Origin of the sequence: Acinetobacter sp. ANC 4173, assembly GCF_004331255.1 — a bacterium.
GTDB lineage: Bacteria > Pseudomonadota > Gammaproteobacteria > Pseudomonadales > Moraxellaceae > Acinetobacter.
On sequence record NZ_SJOF01000006.1, the window covers coordinates 200,939 to 222,113 of the forward strand.

Below are 21,175 nucleotides of genomic sequence, written 5' to 3' on the forward strand. Positions count from 1 at the left end.
ACTACATTTTCATAGCATATTTATCGCTTCTAATTTCATTACAAATTATTGATCTTTCATTAAACGATATGCTTGTGTCGGCATCGGATGGCCCGCTGCAAATAAATGCTGATTAATTTGATTGTCCAGATCTAAAGTTTGATCCAAATCGAGAATAAGATTCTGCTGTTTATCGACCCGATAATAAAATTCTGCCCCCTCTTCTAAATGCACCACCAATTCAGAATCTTCTGGGTTCACTGACCATGTATCACGTCGATAGGTTCGAATATTGCTGTCTTCAGCCAATTTTTCACTAAACAGCTTGCCTGTGTAAACAATACTCCGATAGGCAGAACCATCGGCAGCCAAAGTTAAAATATATTCTGCCGAACCTTCGGAACATTGTACAAAGTCGTCTTTACAGGAAATCTTGACATGATAGCGCCCGACATAAAGGGCTTGTTCATCGGCTAAATCTTGTTGCACTGTTGACGCCGCTTCGTTGGGCATACTCGCCTGACCCGCCAGTTCCGTTAATTTCTTGCCTGACTGTGGAGCAGCAGACGTAGGCTGTCCTTCAACTGCAGATAGCGTTGTTTGATCAGCATTAGGCGGTGTTGAGCGACTACAAGCAGCCAAAATTAGACTGACACACAAACACCCCAATAACGCCCCACCTAACTTCGGATGAAGTCTTACACTTTTCCATTTCATCACGTTAATACACAATCCACATTGATTTGACCGAGCACCCAGAGGGTAAAAAATATTATCGCGTCATTTATCCTTAAATTCGGCAACAACATTGCAAACGCCTGTATTTAATTATCAAAAATAAAGGCATCTGTAAATTTGATCACATTTTATGTAGCACACGGCTAAGCGCCTATGTTTATTTACATAACTTAACTATTTTCGTGCTGGCTTTGCTTTAAAAATTGAATTGCATCACCATTTATTAATTATGGGTTTGCAAGATATCCCTCATTCAATTTTTAAGGAGACCTGAATGGCCAATGTTGGTTTATATCGTTCGAATCGCCAAAATATAATTGCAGGTGTTATGGGCGGTATTGCTGAACGTTTTGGTTGGAACGCAAATTTATTAAGAATTATTTTCTTTTTAGCTTCCGTCATGAGCGCCGCTTTTCCAGGCATTCTCGTGTATTTGGTTTTATGGTTAGTGATTCCTAAACGTCAGGACGCCAGTTATTCAGATTCTTCGAATTACCAGCGTCCAATGCGTACAGTGAATAACAACAAATCGCCATTATAGGTTTTAAACAACATCATTTGACCTACCGTTTTGGTCGCTACGACTTTTTCCCCAAAGAGTCGTAGCTTTTTTTATTTCAGCCTCGGTTATTTCTGATTTTTCAATTGAATCAGTTGCTGATTCAATGCCGCAATCATATCTGCACGACTAATCATTCCCACCAATTGTTGTTGCTCAACCACAGGAATGTAGTTAAACGAACGCTCTACAAAATACGGCACTAAATCCTGAATTGGCTGGCTCGGCTGTACCGTCACCACTTGTCGATTCATAATCTGTTTCACCTGATGTTCCCAACTGGCTTTAGGATCGGCAGCACGTTTAAACCATTCCACGACCTCATACAGTGCTAAAGTTCCCACCAACTGCCGTGCATTATTGACCACAGGCAAGCTCATTAAATTAATCCGTTTGAATTTATCTAAAGCCAGATGAATATCATCCTGCTCATTCAACATCAGTACATCTTTAGACATTAAGTCTTGGCAAGTCAGTTCACTCACTGTACGCGCGTTGGCAATTTCCTGTGCCTTGAGAATAATCTTTTGTAAATCATATTCACTGATGTCGAGCAACTGTGGCTGATGTTCCAACACATTGTGAATATCTTGCGGCTGAATGGTGACTTTTTGGGTGGGTGTCGGATCGGTGGAACGTGAGTTTAGCTGTGCTGTTTGCGGATATTTGCGTCCCAACATTCGGTTAAAGATAATGGCGATGACCAAGAGCAAGAATGAATTCAATAACACTGGATAGGCAATAAAAGCATAACCTAGCTCATGCACACTTTTGCCACCCAACACCGCAGTAATGGCGACAGCACCACTGGGTGGATGTAAAGAATCGGTGGTCATCATCAAAAAGATCGACAACGCCACCGCAATACTGAATGCTTCGGTTAAATTCGGCATATATAGCGCGCAAGTGACGCCGATAAAGCCCGCCAAAGTATTACCAATAATCATATTCCATGGCTGCGCCAAAGGACTGGCCGGTACAGCAAACAACAGTACCGAAGAGGCGCCCATTGGGGCAATGTACCATGCATTAATATCACCCAACACCCACCAACTAATGAGCGAGGAAAGTGCTAAGCCCAATAATGCACCTAAACCACAGAGCATTCTTTCCTTTAGCGGTAACACTTTAAAATTAGGTTTTAAGGTATTTAACCATTCAAGTTGCATATGAAACACAGCCGCCCTTCTACTTTTTCGCACTTAACTGGTGCAAAATTATACGTGGTCTTAGCAATAAGATGCATTTATTTTACATCTTATTTTTATGAGTAATTCTGTTGAACAACTTGTTAAATATATTGCTGTAACTGTGCAACCCGCTCAGCATACTGCTGCATTGGACAATACGCATACATGGGCGAACCGATATACTGTCCAGCATTATCACACTCTTGATCAACATAAACTTTCCACAAACGCTGCGATTTTAAAATGGCTTGATAGCGTTCAGGTTGATGCCACTCCGCACTTTGCACCCGAATTTGATCAAGTAATGCCACAATTTGCTTTTCATAGCCCTGTTTGGCTTGATCCGCACACATTTGTACCACGCTATTGTTAATCCCTGCCAGTTGCTGCTCTTGAATGGTCTGCTCGACACATTCACTATACAGATCCGATTCAGTCGTCGGTTGTTGGGCACACGCCAATCCAATAGAGCCAAGTACCAAGAGGTTAATAGATAAAATAAATTTCAGCATAGCTTGCAACTTTTGTTGTTATAAATTGTCGTCACTATACCAAAATGCTTGATGATTACCCAATCTACACAATTGATCTTCAAGCTTTAAAACTCGAATTTGAAGATACGAGTTTCAGCAATTCAGCTGATGTTACAACGTTCAAATAGCAGCAAATCAATACACAAATTTTAAATTGATGATTCAAGCTGAACCCTTTGCCACTCCCCTGCAAAATCCTTATACTTAGAGCCAATTTTTCTCTAATTTTTAATGGATGCACCATGAGTCGCGCCATATCGCATATTGATACTTTCCAAGGCTTAATTCTTGCCTTACAAAACTACTGGGCTGAACAAGGTTGTGTGATCTTACAACCTTACGATATGGAAATGGGTGCCGGGACTTTCCACACAGCAACCTTCCTTCGCGCTTTAGGGCCAGAAACTTGGAACGCGGCTTATGTACAACCTTCACGTCGTCCCAAAGACGGTCGTTATGGTGAAAACCCAAACCGTTTGCAACACTACTACCAGTTCCAAGTGGTGTTAAAACCAAACCCAGACAACATCCAACAGCTTTACCTTGACTCACTCAAAGCCATCGGAATTGACCCACTGGTTCACGATATTCGTTTTGTCGAAGACAACTGGGAATCTCCAACACTCGGTGCTTGGGGCTTAGGTTGGGAAGTTTGGCTCAACGGTATGGAAGTAACTCAGTTCACTTACTTCCAACAAGTCGGCGGAGTTGAATGCTACCCTGTCACAGGTGAAATCACTTACGGTCTTGAACGTTTGGCGATGTACTTACAAGGCGTAGACTCGGTTTACGATCTTGTTTGGACCAAAGGGCAGTTTGGTACAGTGACCTATGGCGATGTCTTCCATCAAAATGAAGTGGAACAATCGACCTATAACTTTGAATATGCCAACGTTGAAAAAATGTTTGAATTATTCGATTTCTATGAAGCGGAAGCTACGCGCTTAATTGAGGCTGAACTTCCACTTCCTGCTTACGAACAAGTGATTAAAGCATCTCACAGCTTTAACTTACTCGATGCTCGTGGCGCGATTTCTGTAACTGAGCGTCAACGCTATATTTTACGTGTCCGTACTTTGGCACGTTCAATTGCACAAAGCTATGTGGCTGCTCGCGCGAAACTCGGTTTCCCGATGGCAGAACCACATTTACGTGATGAAGTATTAGCTCAACTCAAAGCTCAGGTTGAAGCAGAAGCGGCTCAAGCAGAAAAATCAGCGGAGAACAAATAATGTCTAAACATACCGTTTTATTTGAACTTGGCTGTGAAGAACTTCCCCCAAAAAGCTTAAAAACTTTACGTGATGCCTTACACGCTGAAACGATTAAAGGCTTAAAAGATGCTGGCTTGGCATTCGATGCAATTGAAGCTTATGCAGCACCACGTCGTTTGGCATTGAAAATTGTCAATGTCGATGCTGCGCAAGCAGACACGCAAAAACGTTTTGATGGCCCTGCTGTACAAGCCGCTTATGATGCTGAAGGCAAGCCAACCAAAGCGCTTGAAGGCTTTATGCGCGGTCAAGGCATTACTGCAGATCAAGTATCAACCTTCCAAGCGGGTAAAGTTGAAAAAGTCTGCTTCTTGAAAGATGTACAAGGTCAAAGCCTTGATGCTTTACTGCCACAAATTTTACAAACTGCTTTGGATAATCTTCCAATTGCAAAACGTATGCGTTCTGCAGCAAGCCGTACTGAATTCGTGCGTCCTGTAAAATGGGTCGTATTGTTAAAAGACAATGATGTGGTTGATGCAACCATTCAGGATCACAAAACAAGCAACGTGACCTATGGTCATCGTTTCCATGCACCTGAAGCGATTACTTTAGCCAATGCAGATGCCTACTTAGACGCACTTCGTGCAGCCAAAGTCGTGGCGAATTTTGAAGAACGTCAAGCGATCATCGACCAGCAAGTGAAAGCTCTTGCGGATGAAGTGAATGCGATTGCGATTGTACCAAGCGACCTTCGTGATGAAGTGACCGCATTGGTTGAATGGCCTGTTGCACTTCGTGCCAGCTTTGAAGAACGTTTCCTTGCTGTGCCTCAAGAAGCATTAATTACCACGATGCAGGACAATCAAAAATACTTCTGCTTGGTGAATAGCGATAACAAACTACAGCCTTACTTCATTACCGTTTCAAACATTGAGTCTAAAGACCCAACACAAATTATTGAAGGTAATGAAAAAGTGGTTCGCCCACGTTTGTCAGATGCTGAATTTTTCTTCTTGCAAGATCAAAAGCAACCGCTTGCGTCTCGTAAAGAAAAACTGGCGAATATGGTATTCCAAGCGCAATTGGGTACACTTTGGAACAAATCTGAGCGTATTGCCAAATTGGCGGTAGCCCTTGCACCAATTACAGGTGCAACTGTTACCGATGCTGAAAAAGCAGCACTTCTTGCAAAATGTGACTTAACCTCTGAGCTTGTGGGTGAATTCCCTGAACTTCAAGGGATTGCAGGGACTTACTACGCACGTCTTGAAGGCGAAAATGATGAAGTAGCTGAAGCGTTAGGTGAGCAATATCTTCCGAAATTCGCGGGTGATGTTTTACCACAAACCAAAACAGGTACAACGATTGCCCTTGCAGACCGTTTAGATACGCTCACAGGCATTTTTGGTATTGGTCAAGCGCCTACAGGTTCGAAAGACCCGTTTGCACTACGTCGTTCTGCGATTGGTATTTTACGTTTAGTGACTGAAAACAACCTTGATGTTTCAATTGAAGAACTCATCAAGTTGGCTTTAGCGGCTTATGGCGATGTATTGAAAGATCACGACAAGACTTTGGCGGATGCAGTTGCATTCCTCGAAGGTCGTTACCGTGCGAAATACGAAGACCAAGGCGTTGCGGTTGATGTAATTCAAGCGGTTCAAGCGTTGTCACCAAAATCACCTCTTGATTTTGACAAGCGTGTTAATGCGGTCAACCACTTCCGTGCATTACCTGAAGCGGCTGCACTTGCTGCTGCCAACAAGCGTGTTGCCAACATTCTTGCGAAAGAAGCGACACCTGAAGGTTCAGTCGTTGAAGCGAAGTTGCTTGAAGATGCTGAAAAAGCATTATTTGCAGAGCTTCAAGCGATTACTCCAGTGGTTGAGCCATTATTGGCTGCAAAAGACTACACCGAAGCACTTTCTAAGCTTGCAGCACTTCGCGCACCAATTGATGCCTTCTTTGATGGCGTCATGGTGATGGCGGATGATGCTGAATTGAAAGCTAACCGTTTACGTTTACTGGCTCAGTTACGTGGCTTGTTTACCAGTGTTGCGGATATTTCGGTGTTACAGCACTAAGCTGAATAATTGAAATACAAAAACCCGCTTTAGAGCGGGTTTTCCTTTAAATATATTTTTGATCAATTTCTAACATTAAAGATTTAAAGTAATCATTTTTTTGAGTCAAATAGTAATTAAGAATCCGTGATCTGCGATCATCATTACAAATTAAGGACTGCTTCATTAGATCCACTGCTAAAATATAATCAGCTAACTCATTAAACCAATATTCATCTTCTAATAATCTCTTTTCTAAAGCAGAAATTAGATTGTAATAAGCCTTTTGAATAGCATCTAATGCAGTAATTGCGAAATCTCTATTCTGTACATCATAAATACTATGAATTTTCTCGAACCAATAATGAATAGGTAATAAATCAACTAATTTTTCATCTCGAAACTGTGCTTTCATAATATTTTCCGCTTTTACAATTTCTCTAATCAATTGTTTTAAAAATTTAATTATCTGTATGAACTGACTATCAGCTAATTCATAAATTTTAACTGATAAATAAACTGTATCCTTGTTTTTCTTCGAATATCTGAGCAGGTCAAAACCAGCTTTTTGAATCGTTATTCTAGATATAAAATTATTGAACTCATTCTTTTCTTGTTCTTTTCTGCCACCCTCATTATTAAGTGCTGTGTGACCTATCGAAGCATTCCTAATTTTACGAATTTCTTTAAATGAGGTATGCCAATACCACGGAACATCAAATACTTCATATAAGTGTTTAACACTATCTTGTTGGAGTATAAAACATTGCATTACTCCATATGCAGCAATGTATTGAAGCCCTGTCGATTCAGGAAAGTCATTTTTTAAATAGTCTCTAAATCCGAAAGTTGTATCACCTAGAACATCCAATCCACTGCATAACATCCACCACTTTGCCTTATCTTTTAATAATTGATTATGAAGAACACCATCATTTATATGTTTGCGTATTTGATCTTCTAATTCCTCAATTAATGTAATCTTATCTAGCAGTGTATCCATATACTATTTTATTTTCTGTTTAAATCACTTTAAATTTTAACCCATAAGCATATGCATTTTTCAATCAATTCCCTATACTCAAACTAACAACACTCAACAAGAAAGAACGTTAATATGAAATTAAAAACACTTTTACTTACGGGCTTCACTTGCGCAGCACTCACAGCATGTACTTCATCTCCTAAAATTCCACAACTGGAAACCGGTGTACTGCAAGAAGTTCAAAACTTAGATGTATATCCAGATACAACAGACAATAAAGCCAAACTGACCAAATTTGTAGACAAATGCATCATCGAATTTACAGGGAATTTAGAAGCAGGCAAAGTCATTGAACAATGGTCATTTAGAGGCAATACCCTCATTACAGGTAGTACAGCAACCTTCGCGAAAGATGGCACTAGTCAGGCCAGCAATTTCGACCTGAACAGTACCCAAGTACAACAAAATTTCATTAAATTACGTAAAAACTTCGCCAAAGATGCCGTTGCACAATGTAACTAAGTGACACAGAGGCTTTGCGTCCACATGACGTAAATCCTCTAAAGAATACTTAAAATCCAAAACTATAAATTCATTTCCTATAACTTACCCACACTTACATAACTTTGCCGATACCAACAAATAGCAGCATTCAGATACATCAACACCCTCTAGTCGGCTTGTCTCTCTACAATCTTGCGCATATTGTTAAACTACTGTGCGGAACTGTGTAAGTTTCATCTCAAATGCCAAAATGCATATTGAATCTGTTTATGATGGCTCACATTCATCCCCCATTACATAGGGTGTAGTCACAGAGGAATATCCAACATGAACATGATAAAAACAGCGCTAATGAGTACCGCATTTTTTGCTTCTGCTTCAGTCTTTGCGAATGTCGCAGTCAATGGACAGGTCAATGCCTCTGCCGAAGCACAAGGCAATACTCACAGTGTATTACACAGCATTCATGAAGGTGTAACGACTTCTGCCCAAAAAGTTGGCAATGGTTTAAGCACAGCAACAGAAAATGTTGGGCATGGCATTCAACATACTTCTACCCAAGTTGGACAGGGACTTAGCACTGCATCACAACGTGTCGGTCAAGGTATAGAAAAAGGTGCTGAACACAGCAAATCTACCAGTAAAGCAGTATGGAGCAACACTAAACAGTTCAGCGCAGAACAAGCGCAAAAGGTAAATCAAACTGCAACCAAGACCAAAGACTACAGTGCAGAAAAGGCTGAAAGAACCCAAGCCTATTTGGGGCAAAAAACGCAGCAAGGCAAAGCAACCACTCAACATACTTGGAACAAAACCAAAACTGCACTCAGCACACCTGCGCAGGCAGATGTGAACGCACAGGTGGGCGTACATACCCCTGTTGCCAAAACTCAGGTTGGGGTTTCATCACAAACGGCAGTAAACACAGCAAAATAATACGACCAATCCGTTAGTACGGACACATTTTTAAACCAAGCAGTGCTTGGGCACGCAATGAAAATTCTTGACGTCCGATGGGATACAGCAGAAGATGAAGTATCCCATCGAGAGTGACACTATAGAAAACATCTAAGCCTACAGCATGTTTTCTACAACATAGTGAACAGCAATAGAGGACTATGTGCATGCAGTTGATGAAAGCCGCCTTAATTTCCAGTACAGTGTTCGTGGTCATGGCGCTCCCTGCGCATGCCGCAGAAAGTGGCAAGAAAAAAGGCTATGGAGACAACCCTAATATTTTTGAAGTGTTGGGGCAAAAAACCTTAGATACCGCCCAAGATGCTGCCAATGCAGTAGATCACAGCACACAAAAAGGTATTGCCAAAGTCAAACCAAAAGTGGCTGAAACTTGGAATGAAGCCAAAACCTATAGCGAAGAACAGACTGAAATCGCCAAAGAAAATTCACAGAAAGCCGCAGCCAAGGTCAATAGAAAATGGCATGAAGCCAAAGCCAGTGTTTTAGGTGATCCCAATAGCCCGCCTGCACCCATCGAATCGCACCCATTGAGTCAATCTAGCACGACTCCTGCTCAGAATGGACAGCTCAACTAAATCACACCATTTTTAAAACCATAAAAAGCACAGCCTATAGACTGCGCTTTTTTCAATTTTAGTTAGGCAACTTGGCGAATTGGCTGGCCTTGCTGAAAGGCAGCCACATTTTCCACCATCTGTTGCACAATACGCTGTCGTGCATCAACACTGCCCCACGCACTGTGCGGCGTGATAATTAAATTTGGAATATCTGCCGCCAGTAATACATTGCCATCTTTCGGTGGCTCTACTGTTAATACATCAGTCGCAGCACCTGCAATACGCTCTTCACGCAAAGCTTGTGCCAAAGCGGCTTCATCGACAATTCCCCCGCGTGCACAATTAATCAGAAAGGCGCTGGCTTTCATCAATTCAAATTCATCCGTACTGATTACGTTACGGGTAGAGTCGGTCAGCGGGCAATGCAGTGTGAGAAAATCCACCTGTGGCAATAATTCAGACAAAGGTAAGCGACCTTCACGTTGTGGGCGATCTGGCAACGTCGCAATCAAGACGCGCATATCAAAGGCTTGTGCCAATTTGGCCACTGCCTGCCCTAGCTCACCATAACCCACAATGCCCAAGGTTTTACCCGCAAGTTCCACAATCGGAAAGTCCAGTAAACAAAACTGTTTAGCGTTATTCCATACACCCTGCTTCACTGCATGGTCGTATTTCAGCAGTGAAGTCGCCAATGCCAACATCAGAGCCAAGGTATGTTGTGCCACTGCCGAAGTGCCATAACCCTGACAGTTACTCACCACAACGCCTTGTGCTTTGGCTTGAGCTAAGTCGACATTATTGGTACCCGTGGCGGAGATTAAAATCAGTTTTAACTGTGGGCAGTGCTGCATCACTTGTGCAGAAATCTGTACTTTATTGGTGATTATGACCTGTGCATCTTGCACGCGTTGTAGCACCTGATCGGTTGATGTTGCAGGATATAAAATCAGCTCATCAAAAGCGGCAGTTAAAGGTCTCAGATCCAAATCATGCTGATCTAAAGATTCCACATCTAAAAATACTGCCCTCATCCCTTGCTCCTGCTGTTATTTTTCATGACTCATGTGCTGTTCATTAAAAGCCAAAGCAGATTTCGGTTCAAGACATACACCGTAAAAAGAAAAATCCACTATTTTGTGGAATCTTTTATACACTCACGTACAGACAGTCGGATTTGCTGATAAACATAACTCGCGAGCATCAGCACCACCAGTACACCACTGGAAAAAATGATGGCTGCCAAATCAAAGCCTTGATTAATGAGATAAATCAAACTGAAAATCAGTGTGATAGACAAAAGTACAGCAGGTATAAATATCCTATTCATACAACCTGACCTTAAGTGGAAAATAAAAAAGAGTGGATATTTTTTATCCACTCTTCGATCTTAAACCAATTGAGTTAAAAATCAAGCCATCCAAATCGAATAAGATTCACCTAATTTTTAGGCTTGTTCTACGTCTTCCGATTCTTCGGGTTGCGTCATGAACTTGGCGGTTTCAGGCGTATCTTCCACAAAATCATTGCCGCCATATTCATCACTGCTGAGGTTAAATTGCTTGTAGCTCAACAAATAATAATCGCTATATTTTTTTAACACCAACGGATGCATTCCCGCAGACAATTCATCCTGCTCTTTGAACAGTTTCATCACATGGCGGTCATTCATGGCAATCACATAGCGTTCATCATTCAAACTAATCTGAACCAAATCTGTGCCTTTGGCAAAAATTGGAATCAGGAACTTATGGTTCAGGTTAATCGCATTTTGCACATAGCTTTCAATTTTCTGGCTAATCACGTTAAACACCAGACCATGCCCAAAACTGTCAAGCAACTGACTGTTACTTTCCTGTGGCAAATTCACCTGAATGCCCAGTTTCAACAAGTCCTGTTCACTGACCTGACGATTACTGAGTAATTGACGAATAATGCTTTGTTTCAGCTTGGCATCAAAAAACTGACTATCCAACTGCATGTCATTGTTTCTGAGAATTTTCCCCAACGAACGACGATGGTGTGGCAATAGCGTTTCAATCACTTTACGATAATAAAACTTACTGCCTTTTTTCACCTGACGAATTTTTTGATAGAAATAGACACTGTCAAATTCGCGGGTTAAAAAGTCTTTCAGCAGCTCCGAGCTGGCTAAGACTGCAATCGCATCATGTCCTGTAAAGGGCAAGTTCAGGACTTTAATGTCTGGAATGACCTGTTCCAATTTAACAAAATGCGCGCGGTCTTCGGCACAGTAAGGATCATAGACCACGATGTATTCACAGTCCGCCGCAATATCCTGCGTTTGCACCTGCATATTCGCATTGAGTTCTGCATGGTAAAACATGTTATAGCGGCTATCTTCAACCACTTCTGGGTCAATCGAAAACTGTGGAACCAAAGACACCACACGACTTAAACCCAACAGCTTGGAATATTTAATCGCGGCATAGCCCCCCATTGAACCGCCATAACCAATGCGTTTTTGAAAGGGTGCAATCACGTCTTCAATCGCTTTGAACAAGTTATGCATGGACTCCGCAGGAAACCATGATTTTTCTTTGGGCATAATGCCAATCACATTAAACTCAAATTTGGCTAATGATTTTTCCGCATTGATTGTCAGTCCTTTGGCACGAGTAATTAAGTCACCAAAAGAAAAAACTAACTCGTCAGACGAGCCTTTTAAAAAAATAGCGCGAATTTGTTCGTCTTCAAAAATAATGTGTTTATCCATGTCCACACCGAAACAAATCGGCCCTAATTTTTTGTATCAATAAAATTCATAGACCAGCTGCTTATTACGCTGTCTATGTAGGAGAATGTGTCGATCTCATCTGAATCACAATCAACAACAAAATAAATCTACGGCGTTAAAAATCCGTGACAACATTTTAACGTATGCTGCAACAGATGTATGTATTAGAAAAACAAGTCCCGCCAACGCTTGCTAAGATCATTCGGAAAGGACTATGTTATTTTATAGATGCACAGCAGATAAAAAAGCGCAAAATATGACACAATCACTTCATCCTGCCGCACAGCAAGGTTTCAGTTCTGCCGCTGAACTTTATCAACAAGTCCGTCCAAATTATCCACAAGAAATTGTGACGTGGTTAAAACAACAACTCCACCTGACAGCGCAGTCGAAGGTGGTCGACTTGGGTTCAGGTACAGGAAAATTCCTCCCTTATCTGCAACAGGTGACATCCCATATTATTGCCGTTGAACCGATTGCGGAAATGCTGGCACAATTACAGCAAGCCTATCCACAGATTTCTACCCTACAAGCCAGCAGTGATCAGTTATCCATTGCATCGGAAAGTATCGATGCGGTGATTTGTGCCCAATCTTTCCACTGGTTTGCCAATATTGAAAGCCTGAATGAAATCCATCAACTCTTAAAACCGAATGGGCAACTGGGTTTGGTCTGGAATCAACGCGATATTCAAGTCGATTGGGTCAAAGCATTGGCAGATGTGCTCGAACCCCTCGAAGGGGATACCCCACGATTTCATAGTGGGCAATGGCAACAAGCCTTTGAACAGCAATTTTTATTCGAACTGGATCAGGTCAAAACCTTTCAGCAACTTCACATTGGACCTGTTGAAGACGTTGTGTCTGGACGACTCCTCTCGACCAGTTTTGTTGCCGCAATGCCAGCAAAGCAACAACAGCAGTTAAAAATACAGTTTGAACAGATTGTTGCCGATTACACAGGCAAAGCAGCACAGGATGAAATTGCTTTCCCTTATGTGACCTACGCGTATAACTTTAAGAAAATAACATAAATATTCTTTAGGATAACTGAAATGAAGCACTTTAAAGCTTATTTGCTCCCACTGCTCTGTAGTACTCTGCTATTCACCGCGTGCAGCAAAAACAATGAAAATGATGCACCTGATCCTTCAGATGATCGGATGATGCAGGAACTGGAATCTTCACCCATTAAGGGGTTTCCTAAAACTGCGGATGATCAACATGACATTAAACTTCTGGTCGACAACGACCGTCGTTTTAGTGAAATGAGTGATGCCATGGAAGATGAGCTGATTAAAATGCGCGACAACGGCAGTCTCACCGATGAATTTGCCCGTAGCCGCAAACAAGACAATATTCAATCTGCCTTGACCATGCTCAAAGATCTGGATTTAAAAACCGAACAAGGGCGCTATATTCAAGGGCTGATGGCACAATATTGGGAAAACCAAGCCAAGTTATTAAATCAAAACAGTAAAGCTTCGCAAGATACTCCCAACTCAACACCCGATAATATTAAAGGTTTGGGTGAATTCCTACATGCACAAGAACAACTGGATCATTGGGAAGCACAATATGAACCTGTGGAGAAAAGTAAGTCTTAATACAGATTCATCACTTAGAAAGTGAAGGCTTTAAACTAAAAAACCAGATGCAACGATGTTGTCATCTGGTTTTTTATTGCAGTGCAATAAATTTAAGGACGTTCACTGTATTGTGGTAATTCATCCTGAATGCTGTCCCACTCTGCCTTGGAGTCAACAAAAATATGCATGGTCGGTTTTTGCGTTAATGCCGTATCTAAAGTCCCAAGGCGTAACCGATAATATTCTGGTGTATCCGTTTTAATGCTCATAATTGGGGAACCGCACTCACTACAAAAACAACGCTGCGTGGTTTCAGTGGATTGGTAAGCTTTCAGAAATTGTTCACCTTGCACGATCTGAAAATCTGTTTTCTTAATCGGGGCATTGGTGGCAAAAGCTGTGCCATTGGCTTTACGACAACGCTGGCAGTGACACTGCACAACATCGCCAATTTCACCTCGCACTTCATAACGAATTGCACCGCATAAACAGCTTCCAGCATAACAATGTTGTGACATCAGTTCAGCCCTCTGAATGAAAGAGTTTTAAACTAGCATGTCTATCTCTGGCTTTACATCGCTTTTTAATGTGAAGCCAAATATTCATGCACTCCTTCACCTGCGGCACGTCCAGTTGCAAAACAGGCGGTTAATAGATAGCCTCCTGTAGGTGCATCCCAATCTAGCATTTCACCACAACAAAAAATCTGTGGCTGTTGCTGCAACTGCAACTGCGCCGTTAAAGCTTCGCGTTTTACGCCACCAGTACAGCTAATGGCTTCTTCAATTGGACGAAAACCTGTTAAAGCAACCGGCAACTGCTTAATCTGCTGCGCCAATTTTTCAGGGTCATGCCAATCTGCTTTTGGCACCAACTCACGGACCAAACTGGCTTTTGCTGCATCTAAACCAGCTTTACGCCAGACATTGCTTAAAGACTGTTTCTTGCTCGGTTGTAATTTTTGTACCAATTGTGCATGGCTCAGCTCAGGCAACAGATCGAGCATTAACTGCATTTCTGATTGCTGTCTTAAAGCTCTACCCTGCTTATAAATCAAGCCACTTTCCAAGCCATAATGAGTGATGACAATATCGCCCTGACTCTTTTCCGCAGCATTCACCCAAGCCATAACTCGTTTTAATGGCTGCCCAAACACCGTTTGCATAAAGGCAGACCATGCTCGCTCAACGCCAGCATTACTGGCTTGAAATGGATTTAACTGCGCTGCCGCTAGCCATTGCTGCCACTGTCCATCACTGCCCAATTGCGGCCAAGAGACCGCACCACAGGCCAGTACAATGGCATCAAAGTCTTCACTAAATTCTCGTTGCTGAACTAAATCTTTAATTTGTAAAGTATTGGACTGAATTCCTAAGCACGCATGTCGGTAATGAAATTGTACACCCTGCTCGGTTAAACGTTTGAGCCACGCTCTGAGTAACGGTGCAGCTTTCATTTCCATAGGGAAAATGCGCCCTGAAGAACCGATATAAGATTCGATGCCTAAACCTTGCATCCAGTTCTGAATCCACGTGGCATCCCAACGGCGGATCCAATTTTCAAGCCAATCTGCCTGATCATAACGCTGTATAAATTGCTCAAGCGGTTCAGCATGCGAAATGTTCAGTCCCGTTTTTCCTGCCATCAAAAACTTACGTGCCGCAGACGGTTTCTGTTCATACACATGCACATCATAGTTCCATTGGCTTAAGACTTCTGCTGCCATTAAACCCGCAGGACCCGCTCCAATAATCGCAATCCGCTGCTTCATCACTTAGGCATCACTTTGCGTATCAACAGAAGGGGGTTTTGGCATATTTACACCCGACAAAGCCTGAAAAGCATCAAAGCGCGTGCTGTAATGCTCAGGTTTTTGAATCAGTAATTGCTGACATAATTCCCCACGCTCCAAATATTTAATCTCAAAATGGGTCCGTGCTGAATCAGAAGCAATCACCTCTTTTACATAAGGTAGCTTCCAAACCTCTTGGAGTTGTTGTTCTGCTTCGGCGATGTATTCTGGAATATTACTGGCTAACGTAATCTGACCACCGACTTGCAATCTGGACAATAAAAACTCGAAGAATGGCATATTCAGCCAGCGCTGCGCAGGATTATGCGGCTCTGGATTCGGATATAAAATGAAAAATTGCTGAACTTGTTGGGGTGCCAAAGCATGCACAATCCACGGCAAAGCATCAGCATGCACCGTGTGTAAATTTGTTTGCCCTTCTACTTGATGCTGTTTTTGCATCGCCACAAACTTCTCGCGGGTTCGTTCTATGGCAATCAGCTTGCTATCTGGATGCTCACGAGTAAACAACAAAGCATGCTTACCTTTACCTGCACCAATTTCCACACAAATCGGCGCTGAATCAATCATGATAAAATCACGCGGAGCATGCATATGCTGTGCTTGAAATTGACGAATCGGCATAATCAGATCAAACTAAAGAAAATCTGCGCCAGTCTAACACTGCACAAAGTTTTGACCAAATCTTCCCATCTATTTCACTGGAGTCTATTATGCCGAAGACCTTTGCTTGCCCACGTTGTGGTAAACCTTCAACTTGGCAAGGCAATCCTTATCGACCATTTTGCTCTGAGCGTTGTAAGCTGATTGATTTAGGTGCTTGGGCAAACGATGACTATAAATTACCCACCGAAGATGCACCGCAAGCTGGTCTACAGCACCGCGAAGATGATTACGAAGATTAACCCGCCTTACCCGCTACAAAAGGATTGTGCTGTTTTTCGAAACCAATTGTGCTAAGTGGTCCATGCCCAGAAATAAATTGCGTTTCATCGGGTAGGCTAAAACATTCACGCTGAATCGAATCGATTAACTGTTGATGATTCCCACGTGGGAAATCAGTACGCCCAATTGACCCTTTAAACAACACATCCCCTGTCCACAACAAACCATATTCTGCGTTATAGAACATCACATGCCCTGGCGTATGACCAGGTGCAAAACGCACTTCAAAGCTTTGTTCGCCCAAGTGCAACGTTTCCCCACCCTCAAGCCACTGTGTCACTTGAACTTTCTCTGGAATGGGAAAACCATAACGCTGTGAGACCTCTTGCAGCATATCTAACCAAAATTGATCTTCCTTGTGTGGACCAATCACAGGGATATTCCAAATGCGGCTTAAAGTACCCACTGCACCTGCATGGTCTAAATGCCCATGCGTCAACCACAGTGCTTTTACCGTTAACCCTAATGCTTCAACTTCTGCCTGTAATTTCTCAGGCTCACCCCCAGCATCAATCAGTACTGCTTCTTTGCTTTCAGAATCCCAAAGAATAGAACAGTTCTGCTGAAATGCAGTTACAGGTACAATTTTCACTTGAAGCATAGTCACAGGTCTCTCTTAGGCAGATGCTAATGTTTGTTTTAAACCATCAAGATTAGCTTGCAATAAGCGCAAGAGCAATTGCAGATGGTCTTCACGTGCATTCAAGGCAGGAATATAGGCATATTGCTCCCCCCCCAATGATAAAAATAATTCAGCATTCTGAATGGCGAGTTCTTCTAAAGTTTCTAAACAATCGGCAGAAAATGCAGGACTCATGATTTGAACCGACTTGACTCCTTGAGCTGCCCAATCTTGCAATAACTGATCCGTATAAGGCTTAACCCATTCTTGCTTACCAAAACGTGACTGGAAGCTAATGGCCCATTGTTGCTCGTTTAAATCCAGAGCCTGAGCCAATAATTGAGCTGTTTTACGACAACGGTCTGCATAAGGATCGCCCTTATCAGCATAAGGCTGTGGAATGCCATGAAATGACATCAAGAGCTTTTCCGCGCGACCATGTTCAGCCCAATACTCTTTCACACTCTGAGCCAAAGACTGAATATACAAAGGGTGCTGATAATAATCGCGGACAATCGAAAGGCCGGGCAAATTACGTTGCTTTTGCATCCACTGAGCCAATAAATCGTATAAAGGCGCAGTTGAAGTCGCTGAATATTGGGGAAAAAGTGGCAGTAAAATAATATGGTCTTGCGGATTTTGGGTTATTTGCTCAAGCACCGTTGCCATTCCAGGTTGACCATAGCTCATGGCTGGAACCACGTTTAACTCAAACTCTGGATACGCTTTCGTTAAGGTCGTCCGAACTTGTTCTACCTGTGCCAATAAAATCTCTCGCATAGGCGAGTCTACAGACCAAATACTGGCATAGGCATGTGCAACACGTTTCGGACGAAATGGTAAAATAAATAACCGTAAAATGATTTGCCATAACGGCTTGGGAATTTCAATGACACGTTGATCAGAAAGAAACTGTTTTAAAAACTTTCTGACCGCAGGTGCAGTGGGTGCATCAGGAGTACCCAAATTGGCTAAAATAACGGTGATTTTTGCTTTTTCCGCAAGCATGAGTTGACCTTCATTTCCAATTCAACCCACCCACTTTAACAACTTTTCCATGAAATGAAATACGAATAAATACAATTATTTCTATAGAGAAACACGATTATCCGAAAGCAAATGACTTTCTAATAAATGATGCCCTTTCTGGGTTAGTTTCCATAACATGCGTTGACGGTCATCCCGCCCAGCAGGACTAATCCATTCATTTTGACGCATCTGCATTTTAATATTATGTAATGCACGAATATTAATTTGTGAGCGTGCAACCGCATGGGCACGAGGCATTTCGATGCGCGCATCGGCCAATCCAATTTCATTTAAATATTCGTTCATGCGTTTAGAAAAATATTCTTCAGGTGTTGGATTTAAAAAAGTACTGCCCAATACCGCTAAAAGTTGCGCCCATGTTAAGGTTTTCTGAATCTTCAGTTCTTTAAAATTACCATCCTGATACGCATGCACACGATATTCAAAACTAAAGGCTTCATTCATTGCCACTTTCGGCAAAGTTAAAAATGGGTCGACTTCACGTGTACCTAAATCTCGTTCTAGCTGACCAATTTTGGCTTTAAGGCGATCAATTTCATCATGTAACTTTTGTGCATTTTGAGGTCGTACCCACCCCGTAGTTGGATAACGCTCCAGCATTTGTGTCATATTCAAACGCACTGCCATTTCTAAGTCGCGCAAAGTTCGGTAAGTAAACACCTGATCAACTTCTTGCTGTAACAGTTGACGAAACTCGTTAAATTTTTCTTTCAATTCTGGTTTCTGGTCATGTAAGGCAGGATCACGCGAAGCAGGATCTTCATGCATAAACACAATAACTGGCTTTTGCTTGGTCATGGCATAGATATATTCCAGATGCATATAACCCACACCAGAAACCGACTGTTCACCATATTGGCTGCCCAAAAGCATAATCACATAATCACAATCATCAATTTGACGGCGTGCAAAAGCGGTACTTAATGGAGTCCTTTGTTCCAGTCCCCACGAAAAAAAGCCCATGCCCACTAAGGTTTGAGACAAAATCATGCGCTCTGGCTGCATATCTGCTCCAGAGGTCGAAATAAATATCTGATAACGCTTATCGATCATTGGTTATCCTCACCTTTTCTTTTGCATACCGCAATCAAAGTCTTACAGTATGACAACCCCAATTTCTAATATTGATACTCAAATTTTAAGACGGATTATTGTTCTGCATTTATTTCATGACAATATTCGCAATACTCCAACTCAAATCAGATGGAATGAGATGTTGCACAATCGTTTCTAAATGCTTGGCATTATTTCCACTGACATAACATGCTATCCGCGGTAAACCATCCTTCCGTCTCTGTTCAAATAATAACTCATTTTTTAACAAAATACGGGAAGTTTGACGAGCAACGGCATAGCCAGAGTCAATTAATGTCATTTTTTGACCAAAAATCGACTCAATTGCAGGTTTCAAGAACGGATAATGGGTACATCCCAGTACCAAATAGTCCGCACCCTGATCGACAACGGGTTGTAAAATGCGTTTTAAAGTATCTAAGCAGGCAGGACTCATTTGCTGACCACGTTCAACAAAAGGCACCAGCTCCAAACATGTCACTGCTAAAACATTCACCTGAGAGGGAATAGCAAAACGCTGTACCACGTCATGAATCAACTTGCCGCGGAATGTGGCAGGTGTTGCCAACACTGCAACGGTTTTACTTTGGCTTTGCAGCACGGCAGGTTTAAGTGCAGGAACCAAACCAATAATCGGGAAATTTTCTCCGTAATGTTCACGTAAATAATCCAGACTAAAAGCTGAAGCGGTATTACAGGCAACCACAGCGACTTTACAGCCTTGTCGGTATAACCACTCAATGGCGCGGGCCGTCAATTCACGAATTTCCTGATCCTCACGTGGACCATAAGGCACATTCGCGGTATCTGCAAAATAGACAATGCGCTCATTCGGCAAATAGCGTGCAATTTCCTGCGCCACCGATAACCCGCCAATACCTGAATCAAAAATTCCAATGGGTGCATCCGATTGCGCTTTTGGCATGGGATCAACTAAGGGGTAAATCGGATGAATGGCTGTCATAACACACTATTTACAAAGAAAGACCAGAATAAACAAAGCTTAAACCTCAGGTGCCCAATTGCAAGTGAAAATCGCCACTTTGTAGAGTTAAAATAGTATCTCCTTGCTCATTTTCAAGCAGCTCCCCCATTTCAATCAGATGAAAAAAAGCGGAACGCTGAATTAAGGCGTTTATCCCAAAGCGCACATGCACATATGGACGCAACTCGCGCGCAAATTCACGCATAAAAATGGGATGTTCAGCATCCACAATAATCAGATCGGCATTGGTTGTAGTAAATTGAATATATGTTTTGCCTGCAATGACCGTAGAGTCAACTTGATTGACGAACAAAGGTTCATCTTCAACCTCGATTTCAATTTGCTCTACAGGTGTCTTTAAATAAAACCGACCTTGTTCCTTCCAAAGCACGCTTGAAAACAGGTCTAATAAGGACTGGCGCTTAATCAATTGACCTTCGTGCCACCATTCTCCGTTGGCCAAAACCTTCAAATCCATTTGGCCACAATGCTTTGGTTGCCATTGCCCTAAAGGAGGGATTGACCTTTTGTGACCGCCCTGTGCACTTTTTAAGTATTGTGCAATACCCATTAAGTTTTTATCATCATTTTTCGCTGTATTATTCGTCGCATTGTTGGAATTAGTTTGATTTACCATGAATTAATGCCTGCATGACGTAAAAATATTATGATTCAGCCAATTGGCTAGACCACGGTTTAAAACTATACTAGCCCACAATCTATAAAGGCACGATAATCCAGTTGTGCCGACTATTTAAGAACACTCATGGCAGCACTGTAAAGAGTCATACAGTTGCCACCTTTAAGTAATATGAGGAGTCCTACATGGAACACATCGAACGTGAATCGATGGAGTTTGACGTCGTTATCGTAGGCGCAGGCCCCGCAGGTCTTTCTGCTGCGATCAAAATTCGTCAACTTGCGATTGAAAACAATTTATCTGATTTATCCGTTTGTGTGGTAGAAAAGGGCTCCGAAGTCGGTGCACATATTCTTTCGGGTGCTGTACTCGAACCACGTGCCATCAATGAACTCTT

At 42.2% G+C, this 21,175-nt stretch carries 25 protein-coding genes; 10 read left to right on the forward strand and 15 right to left on the reverse strand.

The window, feature by feature from the left end; genetic code table 11:
- Nucleotides 1–45 precede the first annotated feature (45 nt).
- A complete protein-coding gene (locus E0H94_RS09405; RefSeq protein ID WP_131326165.1) occupies nucleotides 46–699 on the reverse strand; it encodes a hypothetical protein in 654 nt (217 codons plus the stop codon).
- A gap of 292 nt (nucleotides 700–991) precedes the next feature.
- Here E0H94_RS09405 and E0H94_RS09410 point away from each other — a divergent pair, with 292 nt between their 5' ends.
- A complete protein-coding gene (locus E0H94_RS09410) occupies nucleotides 992–1,258 on the forward strand; it encodes a PspC domain-containing protein (protein WP_131326166.1) in 267 nt (88 codons plus the stop codon).
- A gap of 86 nt (nucleotides 1,259–1,344) precedes the next feature.
- Here E0H94_RS09410 and E0H94_RS09415 read toward each other — a convergent pair whose 3' ends face one another.
- The gene (locus E0H94_RS09415; RefSeq protein ID WP_131326168.1) at nucleotides 1,345–2,454 is read right to left on the reverse strand and encodes an HPP family protein; all 1,110 of its coding nucleotides are present in this window, start codon (nucleotides 2,452–2,454) and stop codon (nucleotides 1,345–1,347) included.
- Nucleotides 2,455–2,567: 113 nt separating this feature from the next.
- Nucleotides 2,568–2,978 carry a lysozyme inhibitor LprI family protein gene (locus E0H94_RS09420; protein WP_131326169.1) on the reverse strand — a complete coding sequence of 137 codons (411 nt, stop codon included), beginning with the start codon at nucleotides 2,976–2,978 and terminating at the stop codon, nucleotides 2,568–2,570.
- Nucleotides 2,979–3,241: 263 nt separating this feature from the next.
- On the opposite strand from E0H94_RS09420, the gene glyQ reads away from it, so the two are divergent.
- Both glyQ and glyS read left to right on the forward strand, forming a co-directional pair.
- Nucleotides 3,242–4,231, forward strand: a complete 990-nt coding sequence (glyQ, locus tag E0H94_RS09425; protein WP_131326171.1) for a glycine--tRNA ligase subunit alpha — start codon at nucleotides 3,242–3,244, stop codon at nucleotides 4,229–4,231.
- Complete coding sequence (gene glyS / locus E0H94_RS09430) at nucleotides 4,231–6,300, forward strand: glycine--tRNA ligase subunit beta (protein WP_131326173.1); 2,070 nt, start codon at nucleotides 4,231–4,233, stop codon at nucleotides 6,298–6,300. Before glyQ ends, glyS begins: the two co-directional genes overlap by 1 nt.
- Nucleotides 6,301–6,346: 46 nt before the next feature.
- On the opposite strand, the gene E0H94_RS09435 is transcribed toward glyS, so the two are convergent.
- Nucleotides 6,347–7,282, reverse strand: coding sequence for a hypothetical protein (locus tag E0H94_RS09435; protein ID WP_131326175.1), 936 nt, complete (start codon nucleotides 7,280–7,282; stop codon nucleotides 6,347–6,349).
- A 114-nt stretch (nucleotides 7,283–7,396) separates the two neighbouring features.
- Between E0H94_RS09435 and E0H94_RS09440 the strand changes: the two genes are divergently transcribed.
- The 3 genes from E0H94_RS09440 (at nucleotide 7,397) to E0H94_RS09450 (ending at nucleotide 9,321) form a co-directional block, all read left to right on the forward strand.
- Entirely contained in the window at nucleotides 7,397–7,786 is a 390-nt protein-coding gene (locus E0H94_RS09440; protein WP_131326176.1) for a hypothetical protein, read from the forward strand.
- Between the two features lie 309 nt (nucleotides 7,787–8,095).
- Entirely contained in the window at nucleotides 8,096–8,704 is a 609-nt protein-coding gene (locus E0H94_RS09445) for a hypothetical protein (RefSeq protein ID WP_131326178.1), read from the forward strand.
- A 188-nt stretch (nucleotides 8,705–8,892) separates the two neighbouring features.
- Entirely contained in the window at nucleotides 8,893–9,321 is a 429-nt protein-coding gene (locus tag E0H94_RS09450) for a hypothetical protein (protein ID WP_131326180.1), read from the forward strand.
- Nucleotides 9,322–9,383: 62 nt separating this feature from the next.
- On the opposite strand, the gene E0H94_RS09455 is transcribed toward E0H94_RS09450, so the two are convergent.
- From E0H94_RS09455 to E0H94_RS09465, 3 genes are all read right to left on the reverse strand, one after another.
- On the reverse strand, nucleotides 9,384–10,337 hold the full coding sequence (locus E0H94_RS09455; RefSeq protein ID WP_131326182.1) for a 2-hydroxyacid dehydrogenase: 954 nt from the start codon (nucleotides 10,335–10,337) through the stop codon (nucleotides 9,384–9,386).
- Nucleotides 10,338–10,435: 98 nt separating this feature from the next.
- Nucleotides 10,436–10,633 (reverse strand): hypothetical protein, encoded by a 198-nt coding sequence (locus E0H94_RS09460; RefSeq protein ID WP_131326184.1) that lies wholly within the window; start codon nucleotides 10,631–10,633, stop codon nucleotides 10,436–10,438.
- A 117-nt stretch (nucleotides 10,634–10,750) separates the two neighbouring features.
- A complete protein-coding gene (locus tag E0H94_RS09465) occupies nucleotides 10,751–12,040 on the reverse strand; it encodes a hypothetical protein (protein WP_131326185.1) in 1,290 nt (429 codons plus the stop codon).
- Nucleotides 12,041–12,317: 277 nt separating this feature from the next.
- Between E0H94_RS09465 and E0H94_RS09470 the strand changes: the two genes are divergently transcribed.
- Together E0H94_RS09470 and E0H94_RS09475 are read left to right on the forward strand one after the other, a co-directional pair.
- Nucleotides 12,318–13,094 (forward strand): class I SAM-dependent methyltransferase, encoded by a 777-nt coding sequence (locus E0H94_RS09470; RefSeq protein WP_131326187.1) that lies wholly within the window; start codon nucleotides 12,318–12,320, stop codon nucleotides 13,092–13,094.
- A gap of 21 nt (nucleotides 13,095–13,115) precedes the next feature.
- Nucleotides 13,116–13,667 (forward strand): hypothetical protein, encoded by a 552-nt coding sequence (locus E0H94_RS09475; RefSeq protein WP_131326189.1) that lies wholly within the window; start codon nucleotides 13,116–13,118, stop codon nucleotides 13,665–13,667.
- Nucleotides 13,668–13,759: 92 nt separating this feature from the next.
- Here the strand turns inward: E0H94_RS09475 and E0H94_RS09480 are convergent, their stop codons facing one another.
- The 3 genes from E0H94_RS09480 to E0H94_RS09490 all read right to left on the reverse strand — a co-directional run bounded on the left by E0H94_RS09480 (nucleotide 13,760) and on the right by E0H94_RS09490 (nucleotide 16,092).
- Nucleotides 13,760–14,167 carry a GFA family protein gene (locus E0H94_RS09480; protein WP_131326191.1) on the reverse strand — a complete coding sequence of 136 codons (408 nt, stop codon included), beginning with the start codon at nucleotides 14,165–14,167 and terminating at the stop codon, nucleotides 13,760–13,762.
- A gap of 65 nt (nucleotides 14,168–14,232) precedes the next feature.
- Nucleotides 14,233–15,420, reverse strand: coding sequence for a TIGR03862 family flavoprotein (locus E0H94_RS09485; protein WP_131326192.1), 1,188 nt, complete (start codon nucleotides 15,418–15,420; stop codon nucleotides 14,233–14,235).
- A gap of 3 nt (nucleotides 15,421–15,423) precedes the next feature.
- Nucleotides 15,424–16,092: an SAM-dependent methyltransferase gene (locus tag E0H94_RS09490; RefSeq protein WP_171462063.1), complete on the reverse strand. Its 669-nt coding sequence runs from the start codon at nucleotides 16,090–16,092 to the stop codon at nucleotides 15,424–15,426.
- 83 nt (nucleotides 16,093–16,175) lie between these two features.
- On the opposite strand from E0H94_RS09490, the gene E0H94_RS09495 reads away from it, so the two are divergent.
- Nucleotides 16,176–16,367 (forward strand): DNA gyrase inhibitor YacG, encoded by a 192-nt coding sequence (locus tag E0H94_RS09495; protein WP_131326195.1) that lies wholly within the window; start codon nucleotides 16,176–16,178, stop codon nucleotides 16,365–16,367.
- Here the strand turns inward: E0H94_RS09495 and E0H94_RS09500 are convergent.
- The 5 genes from E0H94_RS09500 to E0H94_RS09520 form a co-directional block, all read right to left on the reverse strand.
- The gene (locus E0H94_RS09500) at nucleotides 16,364–17,008 is read right to left on the reverse strand and encodes an MBL fold metallo-hydrolase (RefSeq protein ID WP_131326218.1); all 645 of its coding nucleotides are present in this window, start codon (nucleotides 17,006–17,008) and stop codon (nucleotides 16,364–16,366) included. The two genes, E0H94_RS09495 and E0H94_RS09500, sit on opposite strands and share 4 nt — an antisense overlap.
- 15 nt (nucleotides 17,009–17,023) lie before the next feature.
- Nucleotides 17,024–18,037 (reverse strand): ferrochelatase, encoded by a 1,014-nt coding sequence (gene hemH / locus E0H94_RS09505; RefSeq protein WP_131326197.1) that lies wholly within the window; start codon nucleotides 18,035–18,037, stop codon nucleotides 17,024–17,026.
- A gap of 81 nt (nucleotides 18,038–18,118) precedes the next feature.
- A complete protein-coding gene (locus E0H94_RS09510; protein WP_131326199.1) occupies nucleotides 18,119–19,132 on the reverse strand; it encodes a DUF4062 domain-containing protein in 1,014 nt (337 codons plus the stop codon).
- A gap of 109 nt (nucleotides 19,133–19,241) precedes the next feature.
- Nucleotides 19,242–20,117: a glutamate racemase gene (murI, locus tag E0H94_RS09515; RefSeq protein ID WP_131326201.1), complete on the reverse strand. Its 876-nt coding sequence runs from the start codon at nucleotides 20,115–20,117 to the stop codon at nucleotides 19,242–19,244.
- Between the two features lie 46 nt (nucleotides 20,118–20,163).
- Nucleotides 20,164–20,775: a DUF1285 domain-containing protein gene (locus E0H94_RS09520; RefSeq protein ID WP_131326203.1), complete on the reverse strand. Its 612-nt coding sequence runs from the start codon at nucleotides 20,773–20,775 to the stop codon at nucleotides 20,164–20,166.
- Between the two features lie 188 nt (nucleotides 20,776–20,963).
- On the opposite strand from E0H94_RS09520, the gene E0H94_RS09525 reads away from it, so the two are divergent.
- Nucleotides 20,964–21,175, forward strand: a 212-nt coding sequence (locus tag E0H94_RS09525) for an NAD(P)/FAD-dependent oxidoreductase (RefSeq protein ID WP_131326205.1), incomplete at its 3' end; no start/stop codon positions are given.